We start from the raw sequence: 15,789 nt of genomic DNA on the forward strand, positions 1-15,789 counted from the left end.
GAAAAAAACTTGTCCCATATAGAAAACAACTATAAGTCTAGCAAATGTAAATTATTTTCAGAATATCCAAAAAATTATTACGTATTACAAGTATAACATAGTTACCATATAAGACTTCATGCAGAGGGATTGGTATGAAAATGAGAGTTAATAAAAAGATACATTCAATTAATCTATTATCTGACTTCCTTGATTATGCATGTAAATGAAAGGTCTCTTGAATTTTGAAACATCTGCTCTAGACTTTGTACGAAAAATTATATAAAGTGTCCGTACATACTAAAAAATGAGAGTAAGTTGAGGAGTTATTACATATGAAGTTAGTTTCGTGGAATGTGAATGGCATAAGAGCGTGTGTACAAAAAGGCTTTTTAGATTATTTTCAACAAGTGGATGCAGATATTTTTTGTCTGCAAGAGACAAAGTTACAAGCGGGGCAAATTGAATTGCTTTTAGAAGGTTACGAACAGTATTGGAATTATGCGGAAAAGAAAGGCTACTCTGGAACGGCAGTTTTTACAAAACAAAAACCGATTTCCATAAAGTATGGAGTAGGGGATGCGAATGAAGAGGCGGAGGGGAGAATTCTGACACTAGAATTCGAACAATTCTATTTAGTCAATGTCTATACCCCAAACGCGAAACGAGATTTAACTAGACTTCCATATCGATTGGAATGGGAAGATGAATTACGTAACTATTTGAAAAAACTAGATGAAGTAAAGCCCGTTATTATGTGTGGTGATTTAAATGTGGCTCATGAAGAAATTGATTTGAAAAATGCTAAGTCTAATAAGGGTAACTCTGGATTTACAGCAGAGGAGCGGAGCAAGATGACCACATTACTTGATGAAGGATTTATTGATACGTTTCGCTATTTTTATCCGCAGCAAGAGGGCGCATATACATGGTGGTCCTACATGAGTAAGGTCAGAGAACGTAATATCGGATGGAGAATCGACTATTTCATCGCATCTAATCAGTTAGAAAAATGTTTGAAAGATGCTTATATACATCCACAAATACTTGGAAGTGACCATTGCCCAATCATTTTAGAACTAGAAGCTAATTAATAAATATCTTTGATTTAGTTATTTAAAAGATTAATTCTCATTTTTAGCATACAGTCTAGTGAAAACGACAGAAAAGTACATAAATTGGAATAAGCCCATTGTTAATTTACAGTGGGCTTATTTTCGTTTGGAAAATAGTCGGACATATCATTTTTGTTAGTGAAGTAGTTATGTTAAACTGGAAGTAAGGAAGTAAGGAAGTAAGGAAGTAAGGAATAATCGGATGGGAGGAAATGAAAATTGGAATTAGCCAAGTTGACCTCAAAAGGACAAATTACCATTCCGAAACATATACGTCAGGTTTTAGATGTGCAAGAAGGAGATCGGATAGCATTTATCGAAGAAGATGGTCTAGTCATTATGACAAAAGCAAATTTACAACAGCTGCATGATTTACAAAATATTTTAAGCGACGACAAATTTAAATCAATAATCCATAATGCAAAATTGCATTCGGAAATTAAGGAATAAGAGGGGGAGAAGAGATGAATATTCGTGAAAGAGACCTTCCAGGTATCGGACGAAAATTTGAAACGATTACGAACAATAAGGACAAGGTGGTAATTATTATTCATGATGATGGACGTCGCGAAATGTATCATTATGATGACGATGATTACGAGGAAAGTATTTCAAATGTGACCTTTAATGATTCAGAAGCAAGACAAATTGCAGGTATTCTAGGTGGAATGGTCTATAAACCGAAAGAACTTGAAACAATTGAGCTAGCATTTGATGACCTTATGATTGAATGGTATAAAGTTGAATCGGGTGCATCCATTTTAGGAAAATCAATTGGGGAAATAGATATCCGTAGCAATTACAGCATAAATGTCATTGCAATTATGAAAAAAAATAAGGAAAAACTATTAAATCCTGGCCCAGAGGCGTTCCTTGAAGCAGGGGATATGGTGATTATCTCTGGTGAACGAAAAAATGTGAAAAAAGCCATTAAAGATCTTTTTTCAACTGGAGGTGGGTAATGAATGGATCACTTGATATTTGAGGTTGGTACTGCACTAATTCTTGTTGCGCTTGCAGCAATACTAGCAAATAAACTGAACTTTTCTATCATTCCCTTTCTAATAATATTGGGAATGGTAGTTGGTCCCCACGCACCGACAATCGGAATAATTGATTTGAAATTTATCGAAAGTACTCCTTTTATTGAATTTTTAGGTCGCATCGGAGTTTTATTTCTTTTGTTTTACTTGGGTCTTGAATTTTCAATCGGTAAGCTGATTCGATCTGGTAAATCCATTGTCACCGGAGGCTCCATTTACATTTTAATTAACTTCACCCTCGGACTCCTCTTTGCATTTATTATGGGATTTCCACTAAAAGAAATTTTGATTATCGCTGGAATTATTACCATTTCCTCTAGTGCCATCGTGGCAAAAGTATTAGTTGACCTGCGAAGAACAGGTAATGCTGAAACCGAGTTGATTCTAGGTATTATTATGTTTGAAGACATCTTTTTAGCGGTCTACTTATCGGTAATATCAGGATTGATTTTAGGAGATTCAACATCACTTATTGGATCAGTTACCTCAGTATTAATTGCATTTGGCTATATGCTTCTCTTCTTTATCATCGCTAGAAAGGCAACGCCGTTCTTAAATAAAATACTCAATATCGCCTCTAATGAAATTTTCATCATTGTTATTTTTTCATCATTATTTTTTATAGCTGGTTTTTCAGAAACCATTCATGTAGCCGAAGCAATAGGTGCTTTATTATTAGGACTGGTTTTCTCAGAGACGAATCAGGGTGAAAGAATCGAACATTTAGTTGTCCCATTTAGAGATTTTTTCGGTGCAATCTTCTTCTTTAGTTTCGGATTAAGTATTGACCCACTTGCCTTAGGAGGCGCAGTCTGGCTTGCATTAGGTGCAGTAGCAATCACGATAATCGGGAATTTTGTTGCAGGTATGATTGCTGGACGAAAAGCAGGTTTGTCACATAAAGCTTCTTCAAATATAGGATTAACAATTGTATCCCGTGGTGAATTTTCCATTATTATGGCCAATTTAGGAATGGCCGGCGGACTAATGACAATCCTTCAACCATTTTCGGCTCTCTATGTACTAATACTTGCGATTTTAGGACCAATACTAACTAAAGAGTCAGGGAAAATTTATAAGCAGCTCAATAAAGTATTTAAATGGAAAATCCCGGAAAAAGTTGAAAGCTTAAAATAAATAAAAAGAACCTGCCACCAAAAGGGAGCAGACGTACTAAACTATTAATAAATGCATACGCGTATTCTACTCAAATATAAATGTTTACTCAATCCGAGTTATGACAATTTTATTCGTGTATAAAGTGGAACCGATATAGCCAGCTAAGTAGGCAATAAGCAAAACGAAGATCGATGCAAAATCTACGGTGAAATTCATACTATATAATTCACTGAGGGCAATGAAAAGAGCGCCACAGACACCACCTATGTGGCGAGAGGAATTAATGGAATAGCGAATGGCAACTAGACCGCCAATAATTGCGATAATGAAGAAATTGATTTTTATTAATAAATCAAAAGACATTGTAGGAAGTAACTTCACTTCAATAAAAAGTAAGAACTGCAGAATGATAAATTGAGCAAGTAATGAGATTAATATTACTGGTAGCCATTTAAATCTTTTTCCTTTCAATGTGAACCCTCCTTGTTAGCGGATTATATGCTTAGAGAGTGGGCAATAGAATAACGAATAGTCTTATACAATGGATGTATGTCGCGCCAGGTTGACGGAGTGACGTGCCAGGTTGACGAAGTGTCGCTCCAGGTTGTACAAAATGTCTAGCCAGCCTGTCTTTCACTTATTATTAGAAGTAAATCATAGTGGTTATGGAATCCATCGCAATACTAGCGATTTATTGTTTGATAAGCTAAGGAGTTGGTGTTTGATGCTCCAGGTAGACGAAGTGACTCGGCAGGTTGTACAAAATGATACATTTTCCTATATAAATCATCAGACTGATGAATTGCTGCTGCATGTTGACGCAAGAGCACTGAATATATAATTAGTAGTCGCCGCATGTGTTTTTTTCATTAAAAGGACAGAAATTTCCCAGTAGTCGTCGAGTTTCGAGTATAATAGAGAAAAGCAAAACTAATCAACACTTGGTTTAAAGGAGGATTTAAAATGACTGAACACAATGAAACTAACGAACAAGAAGCTCCAAAGAAAAAAATGACTTTAAAAGAAGCCATGCAAAAACAGTTAGAAGCGAAGAAGAACCTATCGTCTGATAACAACGTAAAAGGAAACTCAGGACAATCTGGGAAAAAAATGCAAAGCCAACAAACAAAAAAAGTGAGCAATTTACGCAGAAAAATGGGAACATAAATATCATAGCGCAAACCAATTTCTAAATTGGTTTGCGTTTTTGTTAGGAATGATAACAAAACGGGTAAATGGTGTATACTAATGACAATTATGAACGTGGAAGAAGGGTTTTTGATGACGTCTAAATATGCAGATGATGGACTGGCATTACATACAGATCTATATCAAATTAATATGGCTGAAACCTATTGGGCTGATGGGATACATAATCGTAAAGCGGTATTTGAATTGTTTTTCCGCAAATTACCTTTCGGCAACGGCTACGCGATTTTTGCAGGTCTTGAGCGTGTACTAGATTTCCTTCGTGATTTCCGTTTTTCTGAAAGTGATTTAGCTTATTTACAAGAGGAGCTTGATTATAAGGAAGATTTCATCAGTTATTTGCGTGAGCTCCGCTTTACAGGGGATGTCTATTCAATGGTTGAAGGGGAACTAGTTTTCGCCAACGAGCCGATTATTCGCATTGAAGCTCCACTTGTAGAAGCACAGCTTATTGAAACAGCACTTTTAAATATCGTTAATTATCAAACGTTAATTGCAACAAAAGCCAGTCGTATTAAACAAATCGTGAAAACAGATACCGTTATGGAATTTGGCTCGCGTCGTGCGCAAGAAATGGACGCGGCAATCTGGGGATCACGTGCTTCTATTATAGGTGGGATTGAAGCAACTAGTAATGTACGAGCAGGCAAGAAATTCGGTATTCCTGTTGCTGGCACACATGCCCATTCACTCGTTCAAGCATATAAAAGTGAATACGAAGCTTTTCATGCATATGCACAACGTCATAAAAACTGTGTATTCCTTGTCGATACATACAATACCTTAAAAATTGGTGTTCCTACGGCTATTCAAGTGGCAAAAGAACTTGGAGATAAAATCAATTTCGTCGGAATTCGTTTAGACAGTGGAGACATTGCGTTCCTTTCAAAAGAGGCACGACGTATGTTAGATGAAGCTGGTTTTCTAGATGCGAAAATTGTGGTGTCAAATGATTTAGATGAATATACAATTTTAAACTTAAAAGCCCAAGGTGCAAAAGTGGACATGTGGGGAATTGGTACAAAACTGATTACTGCATACGACCAGCCAGCTCTTGGTGCTGTCTATAAAATAGTTTCGATAGAAGACGAAAAAGGTGTAATGGAAGATACCATTAAAATCTCTTCTACATCTGAAAAAGTAACAACACCAGGTCAGAAAAAATTATATCGTATTATAGACCTTGAAAACGGCAAAGCAGAAGGCGATTATATTACCATGTCCGATGAAAATCCGACTAATGAAAAACGTTTAAAAATGTTCCACCCAGTGCACACATTTGTATCTAAATTTGTGACGAATTTTGAAGCAAAAGAGCTGCATACGAAAGTAATTGAAAATGGACAAGTTATTTATGAGAATCCAACATTGTTCGAAATGCGAGATTATGCAACTTCTAACTTGGAGTTATTATGGGATGAATACAAACGTTCCTTAAACCCGGAAGAATATCCTGTGGATTTAAGTCAAAAATGTTGGGATAACAAAATGCGTAATATCCAAGAAGTACAAGAAATGGTGGATCGCATGCATTACGCTTAAGGAGGCACTATGATGACAAACTTACAACAGACCATAATAGAAGAATTGAAAGTTAAACCATCGATTGACCCTCAAGAAGAAATTCGCATATCGATTGATTTTATAAAGCACTATATACTCAAACATCCTTTCTTAAAAGGGTTGGTTCTTGGAATATCAGGCGGACAAGATTCCACACTCACTGGTAAGCTCGCACAAATGGCAGTGGATGAATTGAATGATGAAGCGGGTAAACAAACTTATTCTTTCTTTGCTGTCCGATTACCATATGGAATACAGTTTGATGAAGATGATTGCCAAGACGCATTGGATTTTATTCAACCTACTAAAATTTATACGGTGAATATTAAAGGTGCTGTCGATGCAAGCAAAAGAGCTCTTGATGAATCTGGTATCATTCTTTCTGATTTTGCTAAAGGTAACGAGAAAGCAAGAGAAAGAATGAAAGTCCAATATTCAATTGCGTCTATGCATAATGCTGTTGTTCTTGGAACAGATCATGCAGCTGAAGCCATTACTGGTTTTTATACGAAGTATGGTGACGGTGGAGCTGACTTGGTTCCTATTTTTCGATTAAATAAGCGACAAGGAAAACAACTATTAAAAGTTCTTGGAAGCCCGAAACATTTATATACTAAGATTCCTACTGCAGATTTAGAAGAAGATCGTCCTGCGCTACCGGATGAAATTGCGCTTGGTGTTAAATATGATCATATTGATGATTATTTAGAAGGCAAAGATATTCCAAGCGAGCCTCGAGAAAAAATTGAGAATCATTATTTACGCTCACAACATAAGCGACACTTACCGATTACAGTCTTTGACCAATTCTGGAAATAAAATCAAACACACGTAGCTTCTGCTATGTGTGTTTTTTGTATCCTAATAAGTTGTGGAAACGGGATATTTTAGGTAGACTAGTGCTATAATGTGTTAATTTTCTAATAAATATAATAACTTAGCGGGACTAATGGGGGAGTAGAGAGATGAACAACCAGAAGAAGATACATGCCATCATAGATAATATTGAAAAAGTTATGATAGGGAAACGAAATATAGCAGAGTTAAGTGTAGTTGCGTTGATAGCCCAGGGGCATGTCTTACTCGAAGATGTTCCAGGAGTTGGGAAAACGATGATGGTACGTGCATTAGCAAAATCAGTTAGTGCTCAATTCAAACGAATTCAATTCACCCCTGATTTACTACCGTCAGATGTAATCGGTGTATCCATCTATAATCCAAAAGATATGGAATTTCATTTCAGACCGGGTCCGATTATGGGGAATATTGTATTGGCAGATGAAATCAATCGTACTTCCCCTAAAACACAATCGGCACTACTTGAAGGAATGGAAGAGGCGACGGTCACAATCGATGGAGAGACAATGAAAATTCCAAAGCCGTTTTTTGTTATGGCTACGCAAAACCCGATTGAGTATGAAGGTACCTATCCACTGCCTGAAGCCCAATTAGATCGTTTTTTACTTAAACTTCGAATGGGATATCCAACACATACAGAAGAAATTGAAGTATTAAAACGTGCTGAAAAATCGGCACCAATTGAAGAATTAACTTCTGTTATCACCCTCGACGACTTGATTCTATTGCAGAACGAAGTGAAGGACATTTTAGTCGATGATACCATTAAAAACTATATTGTTGATTTGGCGAACCGCACTAGAAAAGATTCTTATGTTTACCTTGGTGTGAGTCCTCGTGGATCTCTCGCATTAATGAAAGCTTCACAAGCTTATGCGATGTTAAAGGGACGCGACTTTGTAACGCCGGATGATATTCAATATTTAGCACCGTTTGTATTTAGTCATCGCATGATTTTACGTTCAGAAGCTCGATATGATGGCATTACACCAGAAGAAGTTGTTGAACGGATTTTAGCAAAAACAAATGTCCCGATTAAGAGGCTTATTAAACAATGAAGGGAATAAAATTATCGTGGGGACTAGGATGGCGTCTTCTGTTCGTCATCTTTCTATTAATCTTTTCGTTTTCCTTTGCTATGTTTCAAGGGGGCTTTGTAAGCTGGTTTATTTTTTATACATTATTGCCTTTTGCGGTATATTCCTTCGTGTTTTTCTTTATTCCTATATCAAAAATACAAGCCGAACGTTATATTCAAGCCGCACAAATACGAAAAGGCGGAAAGCTTATTGTCACAGTAAAATTAAAAAGAACTTCTCGTTTTCCTATGCTCTATTTAGTGATTAAAGAACTGACTCAAAGTCCTCAACTTATTCGTCATGCAGAAAGCCAATTGAAAACGGTTAAAATATTCGGGATACGACAAACGATCGAATGGACGTATGAAATCGATCATATGCCCCGTGGTGAACATACGTTTGATGGAGTAGAAATTACTGTAAGTGACTTTTTTGGGTGGGTTAAAAAATCGGTTGTCCTTCCACTAAAACAGACAGTCATTGTGTATCCGAACGTGACAGACATGATTTATATGCCGATTGAAACTCGTTACGATCAAGGAGCGGCTGCCTCTCCATTCGCGATAGTAAAAGATACGACTATGGCGACAGGTATTCGAGACTACCAACCGGGAGACCGAGTATCGTGGATTCATTGGAAGTCATTTGCCCGTACACAAACGTTACGAACAAAAGAGTTTGAAGATAGACAGTCTCAAGATTTATTTATCTTAATAGATCGGAAAGCTTCAGATAATTTTGAAGAACAAATTGAATTGACGGCATCGGTGTTGCATGCTGTTGTTCGAAATCAAGCAAGTGCTGCATTTTTGTCTTTAGGAGCTACCCGATTTTATTTCCCGGCAATTCAAGGTGAAGATCAATTGCAACGAACCATGTTTCACTTGGCCAAAGTGGAAGCTGATTTGAAGAAGCCAATCGAGCAAATACTTCCTAAAGACCAGGCAATGTCAAAAGCTACATCGGTGTTACTCATCACTGGAGATTTGACTGCAGGACTAATTGAGGCAATTCCGAGAGCTGCTAAAAACTTACGTCAATGTACAGTCTTTATCGTTGTTAAGAAAGGCAAGAAATTATCGAGACAGGAACTAACTATGCATCAGTTAGCTCGATCTAGAGGAATGATTCTTCACGTGCTTTCTCAAGATCATTTCGCAAACGCCTTTACAGAGGTGGGACGCTCATGAAAAATAACTTTCAAAACAAATGGGTAAAAGCCGTATTCTATATTCTCGTGTTCTTCCTGCTACGTGAATGGTTATTACCGGTCTTGGAATTAACCGATACTAACTATCTATCTATTTTCTTAGCTTTTATCGTGCTATGTCTTGTGTTTAGTTTTTTCTCCGTCCCATGGTGGTTATCAGGACCAGGTAAACTTTTATATATTGGTTGGATCCTCGTATATATTTACACGAATGAAGTATTCTTTACAGGAGAAGCCATTTCGTTTCTGTACAATGATTTCATTACCAATACAAGTGCACTAATCAACCGAGATTGGCCAGCCGTTACGGATAGTTTTAGGACCGTACTATTTTTCTCGCTATTATGGATGACAGCTTATTTAATTCATCATTGGATAAATGTCCGTAAGAATATTTTCTTGTTTTTCTTTATGACCGTAGTATTTATTGCAGCTCTTGATACATTTAGTCCGTATGCAGGCGATGGATCGATTCTTCGCGTTATGATTTTAGGATTATTATTATCTGGCTTATTAAAAGTAATAAAAATCCTCGATCAAAATCGTCTATCTGTGTCTAGTGAAAAATATGGGTCTCTTGTTATTCCCCTCATTATTATAGTGGCAATTAGTGGCTCAATCGGATATTTCCTTCCAAAAGCAAATCCTGTATGGGATGATCCAGTTCCTTTTATTCAATCATTTGCTGAAGGAGCGGGTTCAGGATTAAGTGGAGCTGGAGGTATCCGAAAGATTGGTTACGGTGAAGATGATTCAGTATTAGGGGGAGGATTCCAATCGGATTCTACCTTAGTATTTGAAGCTGTTGTGAAAACAGGTCAGTACTGGAAAATCGAAACGAAAGATACTTACACGTCAAAAGGTTGGGAACAATCTGTTGCTTCAAATGAAATTCGAAACTATACCGCAGGTGACATTATTGATACGGGTATTCCAACAGGCCCTGTGGAAGATCAAGATATGGCACAGTATACATTTGAATTACCATATCCATTCTTGATGTATCCTTATGGTTCAGTTGTAGCGAATGCTCAAGAAGGAACAAGTTTCTCTGTTTCTACTAATACGCAAAAAATTGAAACATACCAGCAAAACGGCAATGCGGTGGAATTAAATGAATATGAAATCGGTTTTAGTGAACCCACATACAGCTTAACTGCTTTGCGTGAAACATCTGAAGACTCATTAGGTGAATTAGGAGCAGAGTTTGATCGGTACTTACAGCTTCCAGAGACATTACCTGAGCGTGTACGAGAATTAGCACAATCGATTACAGAGAAAGAAACCAATTTGTACGATAAAGCTAAAGCCATTGAACGTTATTTTCCTAGAAATGGTTTCGTGTACGATCAAACTAATGTGAGTGTTCCAACAGAAGACCAAGATTATGTAGATCAATTCTTATTTGATACAAAACGTGGTTATTGCGATAACTTCTCAACATCCATGGTAGTCATGCTTCGTTCTTTAGATATCCCAGCTCGTTGGGTAAAAGGATTTGCTGAAGGAGAACAAATGCAAAATGACAATGGTGATCGAGTGTACCAAGTAACAAACAATAATGCACATTCATGGGTTGAAGCCTACTTACCTGGCATCGGTTGGATGCCATTTGAACCAACTATTGGATTTAGTGGTGCTGGAAATATTGATTATGATATTGAACAAGATTCTACAGAACCTCCTGAAGAGCAAGTCGTACCAAAGCAACCGTCTAAACCAGTGAAACCGAATGCTGCAGATAACAAATCTATTTCAGAACGCTTAACAGAAACCATGGAAAGTTTTATGGACTGGATTTCTGATAATCGAGGACGCATTATTCTATGGAGTTTAATCGCAATAGCATTCGGAATTGTAATGTTCCGTATAAGAAATAAATGGATGCCCAAACTATTAGTGCCATATTATCGCTTACGTAAAGACAATTGGCATTCTTTTGAATCAAGCTACCACCGTTTATTAAAACAACTTTCTTTGTATGGTATTTCACGCAATGAAGGACAGACGCTTCAATCGTATGCAAACTATGTAGATGGATTCTTTGGTTCAAAGGATATGAAGACGTTAACCAATGCATATGAAAAAGGCTTTTACGGCAAAAAAATCGAGTCACAAGAATGGTTGAAACTGAGAGAAAGTTGGGAAAATTTAATCAATCGTACAAGCGGTTGATTTTACAGCAAACTACATGTAGAATTGAGAAAAATTACACAGACCGGTTTGCCCTTATATATGTCCGATAATACGGTTCGGATGTCTCTACCAAGTTGCCGAAAATGACTTGACTATAAAGGCGGATGCAATCACGTCTATTAAGTGGACGTTTGTTTGTATTCGCCTTTTAAAAAAGAAATTTTTGTCTTACTCCAAGCGTCAGTCACACCTTAACTTTAGAAACTCGGTTTCCGATTCATTTCTTGCAGCAAGGGTACAGACTTTAACGGCGCTTTGGCTTTTCAGTGGTAGAGCTAAAGAACGCGTAGAAAGGTTTTCTTTCGTACGCGTTTTTTCTATATAATAGGGTCCGGAAATCCAAGTGAAGAGGTGTACGAATTGTCAGTAACTCCTATGTTAAAAGAACAAGAAAAAATTGTCGTGCTTGATTTTGGTAGTCAGTACAATCAGTTAATTACTCGTCGTATCCGTGAGTTTGGTGTTTACAGCGAATTACACCCGCACACAATAACTGCAGAAGATATAAAAGCGATGAATGCTACCGGTATTATTTTCTCTGGTGGACCAAATTCGGTATACGATGAAAATGCATTTCACGTCGATCCTGCTATTTTTGATTTAAACGTACCTATACTAGGAATTTGCTACGGTATGCAATTGATGTCACTTCACTTTGGCGGTAAGGTTGAAAAAGCTTCTCGTCGTGAGTACGGGAAATCAGATATTTCTGTAGTGAAAGAAAACCCTCTATTTAAAGACCTTCCTAACGAACAAGTTGTATGGATGAGTCATGGTGATCATGTAACAGTAGCACCTGAAGGTTTTGATGTAATCGCAACTAGCCCATCTTGTTCAGTAGCTGCAATTGCTGATGAATCACGTGGCTTATATGCTGTTCAATTCCATCCAGAAGTTCGTCACTCCATTTATGGTATCGACTTACTACGCCAATTTGTATTTGGTATTTGTAAAGCAACAGGTGATTGGTCAATGGAAAGCTTCATTGAACTTGAAATCGAAAAGATTCGTCATGAAGTAGGCGATAAAAAAGTATTATGTGCTTTAAGTGGTGGAGTAGATTCATCCGTAGTAGCTGTATTGCTTCATAAAGCAATTGGTGATCAATTAACATGTATGTTTGTTGACCACGGTTTACTACGTAAAGGTGAAGCTGAGAGTGTAATGAAGACTTTCGCTGACGGATTTAACATGAATGTTATTAAAATAGATGCACAAGAACGTTTTATGAGCAAACTTGCGGGTGTTTCAGATCCTGAAACAAAACGTAAAATTATCGGCAATGAATTCATTTATGTATTTGACGATGAAGCAGCAAAACTTGAAGGTATGGACTTCCTTGCACAAGGGACGCTTTATACGGATATTATCGAGAGCGGAACAGCTACTGCCCAAACCATCAAATCTCACCATAATGTAGGCGGTTTGCCTGAAGATATGCAGTTTAAGTTAATTGAGCCATTAAACACGCTATTTAAAGACGAAGTTCGTGCACTTGGAACAGAACTTGGCATGCCAGATGAAATCGTTTGGCGTCAACCATTCCCAGGCCCGGGTCTTGGAATTCGTGTATTAGGAGCTATTACAGAAGAAAAACTTACGATTGTCCGTGAGTCAGACGCGATTTTACGAGATGAAGTAGCTAAAGCAGGACTAGAACGAGACATTTGGCAGTATTTCACTGTTTTACCCGACATTCGCAGTGTAGGTGTTATGGGGGATGCGCGTACGTATGATTACGCCATTGGAATTCGTGCAGTTACATCTATCGATGGGATGACTTCAGATTGGGCTCGTGTACCATGGGATGTTTTGGAGAAAATCAGTGTTCGTATTGTCAATGAAGTACCGCATATTAACCGAGTTCTGTATGATATTACGAGCAAGCCACCAGCAACAATCGAATGGGAATAGGAATTAAATAAACGATTAAAAGCTTGGAGAGCCTATTTAAATAGGTTTTCCAAGCTTTTTTGTTTTCGAGTGATACCAGGTTTGATACAAATGAAATATTTAGGATATTTCCTTGATATTTGGTTTTCTTTAAATTAGAAGTTTGATATTTAATGGTCCCACTCGCCTAGTTATTATAAGTATTCTTTACAACGTAATATTAGATTTTTATCGGATGGGAATAAAAAGTTTAACTGGAAATGAATGTGATTTCCGAACTTTATCGACGTTTTATTGAATAATGTTCGGAAAAATCATTGATACGAATCATGATAAATGCTATAGTACTATTGTAATTAAATACTGTCGTCGTATAATGTCGGGAATATGGCCCGAAAGTTTCTACCGAGTTACCGTAAATGACTCGACTACGATTTTAGGAAGACGGACCGTTCAGTCTTTCTTACTACCTATTAACTTTGGTTAGTAGGAAAATCGGAGGCATGCGACTATTTGTTGCATGCCTTTTTGTTTTTATAATAAAAGACTTTGCAATTGAATCGAAAACTTAGTTTCTAATGAGAGATTGAGAGATTGGTCCATGTTGGCTTTTATTATAGAAGAAACAAACGTGTACACGACAACGCGGAGGAAAAAATCATGAAGAAGTATTTTCAATTTGAAGAACTCGGAACGAATTATCGCCAAGAGATTATTGGTGGATTAACCACGTTCTTAGCAATGGCTTACATTCTTGTAGTCAATCCTTTGACCTTATCACTTAATTCAGTTGCGGATTTTCCAGATGAATTAAGAATGAATTACGGTTCGATATTTATGGCAACGGCATTGGCTGCGGCAATTGGTTGTTTTTTAATGGGGATTCTAGCGAAGTATCCGATTGCTCTTGCTCCAGGAATGGGACTTAATGCATTTTTTGCTTATACAGTTATTTTGACATATGGCATTCCATGGCAAACAGCTTTAACAGGTGTATTAGTTTCAGGTATTATTTTTATTCTTCTTTCATTATCGGGTATTCGTGAAACTATTATTAACGCCATTCCAACTGAACTGAAATATGCAATTGGAGCTGGGATTGGTTTATATATTACCTTTATCGGTTTTCAAAATGCCGGTATTATTGTAAGTAATCCAGCTACGATGGTTGGTCTAGGAGATTTAGGGAAAAGTTCGACACTCCTTGCGATTTTCGGTTTGGTAGTTACAGTTATTTTGATGGTTCGCGGAATTAATGGCGGAATTTTTATTGGGATGATGACAGCGGCCGTAGTAGGAATGATTTTTAGTGTAGTAGAGCTACCGAGTGCGATTATTGGGAATGTCCCAAGTATAGCCCCTACATTCGGTGTAGCGTTGGAACCGATTTTTAACAATCCTGGATCTTTAATGACTGTTGATTTCCTTGTTGTTGTATTAACTTTCTTATTTGTAGCATTCTTTGACACTGCGGGTACATTAGTAGCTGTGGCTAATCAGGCTGGATTAATTAAAGATGATAAACTTCCTCGCGCAGGAAAAGCACTTTTTGCTGATGCAATGGCAACAGTAGTTGGAGCAGTATTAGGTACATCAACAACAACGTCTTATATTGAATCTAGTTCAGGTGTTGCAGCTGGAGCTCGTTCGGGCTTTGCGGCTGTCGTCACTGGAGTATTATTTTTAGTCTCTATTTTATTTTTCCCTCTATTAGAAGTAATTACGAGTGCTGTTACTGCACCTGCATTAATAATAGTAGGAGTCTTGATGGTTTCGGCATTAGGCAAAATTGATTGGACGAAGTTTGAAATAGCCGTTCCTGCTTTCTTAACTATGATTGCTATGCCTTTAGGTTATAGCATTGCTACTGGGATTGCTTTTGGATTCATTTTCTACCCTATCACGATGGTAGTATCAGGAAAAGGGAAGCAAGTTCATCCAATTATGTATGGATTGTTTGTAATCTTCATCCTATACTTTGTATTCTTAACTTAAGTCTAAGAAGAGTTTCTTGTAAGTAGAGAAACTCTTCTTTTTCATTACACTACTTGCAAGAGTATATGTCTCTATTTTATTATGATAATATCACTTGAATTATTAGAACTTTCTGATATAATAAAGATTATAAACTTTAACTTTTGGTGTTGACTTTTATAATGCAGGCTGATATATTTATTAAGTTGCTGATTTGAGCGCAACGAAGTAAATAAAAAAGCAAAACTTTTTGTTGACATGACATCAAGAATTTGCTAAGATATAAGAGTTGCTGTTGAAACAGTGACCAACACATGAACCTTGAAAACTGAACAGCAAAACGTCAACTAACAAGCGGAACGCACTTCGGTGTCGGAAGCATAAACGTTTTCTTCCGGCGACACCTGTCGGTATCGAAAACAAACTTGAACTTAATTGTTCATTATAAACGTCAAATTTTTGACGCCAGCAACAAAGTCGAGCTAATCGACTCGCCATTATGGAGAGTTTGATCCTGGCTCAGGACGAACGCTGGCGGCGTGCCTAATACA

13 protein-coding genes and 2 riboswitches are annotated in these 15,789 nt (G+C 37.2%); of the genes, 12 read left to right on the plus strand and 1 reads right to left on the minus strand.

Translation table 11 applies throughout. The features are described from left to right. Positions 1-314 precede the first annotated feature (314 nt). The 4 genes from C8K15_RS17670 to C8K15_RS17685 all read left to right on the plus strand — a co-directional run bounded on the left by C8K15_RS17670 (position 315) and on the right by C8K15_RS17685 (position 3,274). Entirely contained in the window at positions 315-1,073 is a 759-nt protein-coding gene (locus C8K15_RS17670) for an exodeoxyribonuclease III (protein WP_108587741.1), read from the plus strand. 240 nt (positions 1,074-1,313) lie between these two features. Then, positions 1,314-1,544: an AbrB/MazE/SpoVT family DNA-binding domain-containing protein gene (locus C8K15_RS17675; protein WP_108587742.1), complete on the plus strand. Its 231-nt coding sequence runs from the start codon at positions 1,314-1,316 to the stop codon at positions 1,542-1,544. A gap of 14 nt (positions 1,545-1,558) precedes the next feature. Next, positions 1,559-2,056: a cation:proton antiporter regulatory subunit gene (locus tag C8K15_RS17680; protein ID WP_108587743.1), complete on the plus strand. Its 498-nt coding sequence runs from the start codon at positions 1,559-1,561 to the stop codon at positions 2,054-2,056. Positions 2,057-2,059: 3 nt separating this feature from the next. Next, positions 2,060-3,274 (plus strand): cation:proton antiporter, encoded by a 1,215-nt coding sequence (locus C8K15_RS17685; protein ID WP_108587744.1) that lies wholly within the window; start codon positions 2,060-2,062, stop codon positions 3,272-3,274. Between the two features lie 84 nt (positions 3,275-3,358). On the opposite strand, the gene C8K15_RS17690 is transcribed toward C8K15_RS17685, so the two are convergent. After that, on the minus strand, positions 3,359-3,727 hold the full coding sequence (locus C8K15_RS17690; RefSeq protein ID WP_108587745.1) for a hypothetical protein: 369 nt from the start codon (positions 3,725-3,727) through the stop codon (positions 3,359-3,361). Positions 3,728-4,219: 492 nt separating this feature from the next. On the opposite strand from C8K15_RS17690, the gene C8K15_RS17695 reads away from it, so the two are divergent. The 8 genes from C8K15_RS17695 to C8K15_RS17730 all read left to right on the plus strand — a co-directional run bounded on the left by C8K15_RS17695 (position 4,220) and on the right by C8K15_RS17730 (position 15,259). Then, a complete protein-coding gene (locus C8K15_RS17695) occupies positions 4,220-4,423 on the plus strand; it encodes a hypothetical protein (RefSeq protein ID WP_108587746.1) in 204 nt (67 codons plus the stop codon). A gap of 114 nt (positions 4,424-4,537) precedes the next feature. Further along, positions 4,538-6,007: a nicotinate phosphoribosyltransferase gene (locus tag C8K15_RS17700; RefSeq protein ID WP_108587754.1), complete on the plus strand. Its 1,470-nt coding sequence runs from the start codon at positions 4,538-4,540 to the stop codon at positions 6,005-6,007. A 12-nt stretch (positions 6,008-6,019) separates the two neighbouring features. Further along, entirely contained in the window at positions 6,020-6,847 is an 828-nt protein-coding gene (gene nadE / locus C8K15_RS17705) for an ammonia-dependent NAD(+) synthetase (protein ID WP_108587747.1), read from the plus strand. Between the two features lie 146 nt (positions 6,848-6,993). Beyond that, complete coding sequence (locus C8K15_RS17710) at positions 6,994-7,944, plus strand: AAA family ATPase (RefSeq protein ID WP_108587748.1); 951 nt, start codon at positions 6,994-6,996, stop codon at positions 7,942-7,944. Further along, complete coding sequence (locus C8K15_RS17715; protein WP_108587749.1) at positions 7,941-9,155, plus strand: DUF58 domain-containing protein; 1,215 nt, start codon at positions 7,941-7,943, stop codon at positions 9,153-9,155. The genes C8K15_RS17710 and C8K15_RS17715 overlap by 4 nt, the downstream gene beginning before the upstream one ends. Then, complete coding sequence (locus C8K15_RS17720) at positions 9,152-11,350, plus strand: transglutaminase-like domain-containing protein (protein WP_108587750.1); 2,199 nt, start codon at positions 9,152-9,154, stop codon at positions 11,348-11,350. Before C8K15_RS17715 ends, C8K15_RS17720 begins: the two co-directional genes overlap by 4 nt. A 34-nt stretch (positions 11,351-11,384) precedes the next feature. Continuing rightward, a riboswitch (purine riboswitch) is annotated at positions 11,385-11,486 on the plus strand. A 260-nt stretch (positions 11,487-11,746) separates the two neighbouring features. Continuing rightward, a complete protein-coding gene (guaA, locus tag C8K15_RS17725) occupies positions 11,747-13,285 on the plus strand; it encodes a glutamine-hydrolyzing GMP synthase (RefSeq protein ID WP_146173674.1) in 1,539 nt (512 codons plus the stop codon). Positions 13,286-13,613: 328 nt separating this feature from the next. Beyond that, positions 13,614-13,715: riboswitch (purine riboswitch) on the plus strand. Positions 13,716-13,924: 209 nt separating this feature from the next. Then, positions 13,925-15,259 carry an NCS2 family permease gene (locus C8K15_RS17730; protein WP_158268353.1) on the plus strand — a complete coding sequence of 445 codons (1,335 nt, stop codon included), beginning with the start codon at positions 13,925-13,927 and terminating at the stop codon, positions 15,257-15,259. Positions 15,260-15,789 lie beyond the last annotated feature (530 nt).

It is taken from the genome of Paenisporosarcina sp. OV554 (genome assembly GCF_003058165.1).
Lineage (GTDB): Bacteria > Bacillota > Bacilli > Bacillales_A > Planococcaceae > Paenisporosarcina.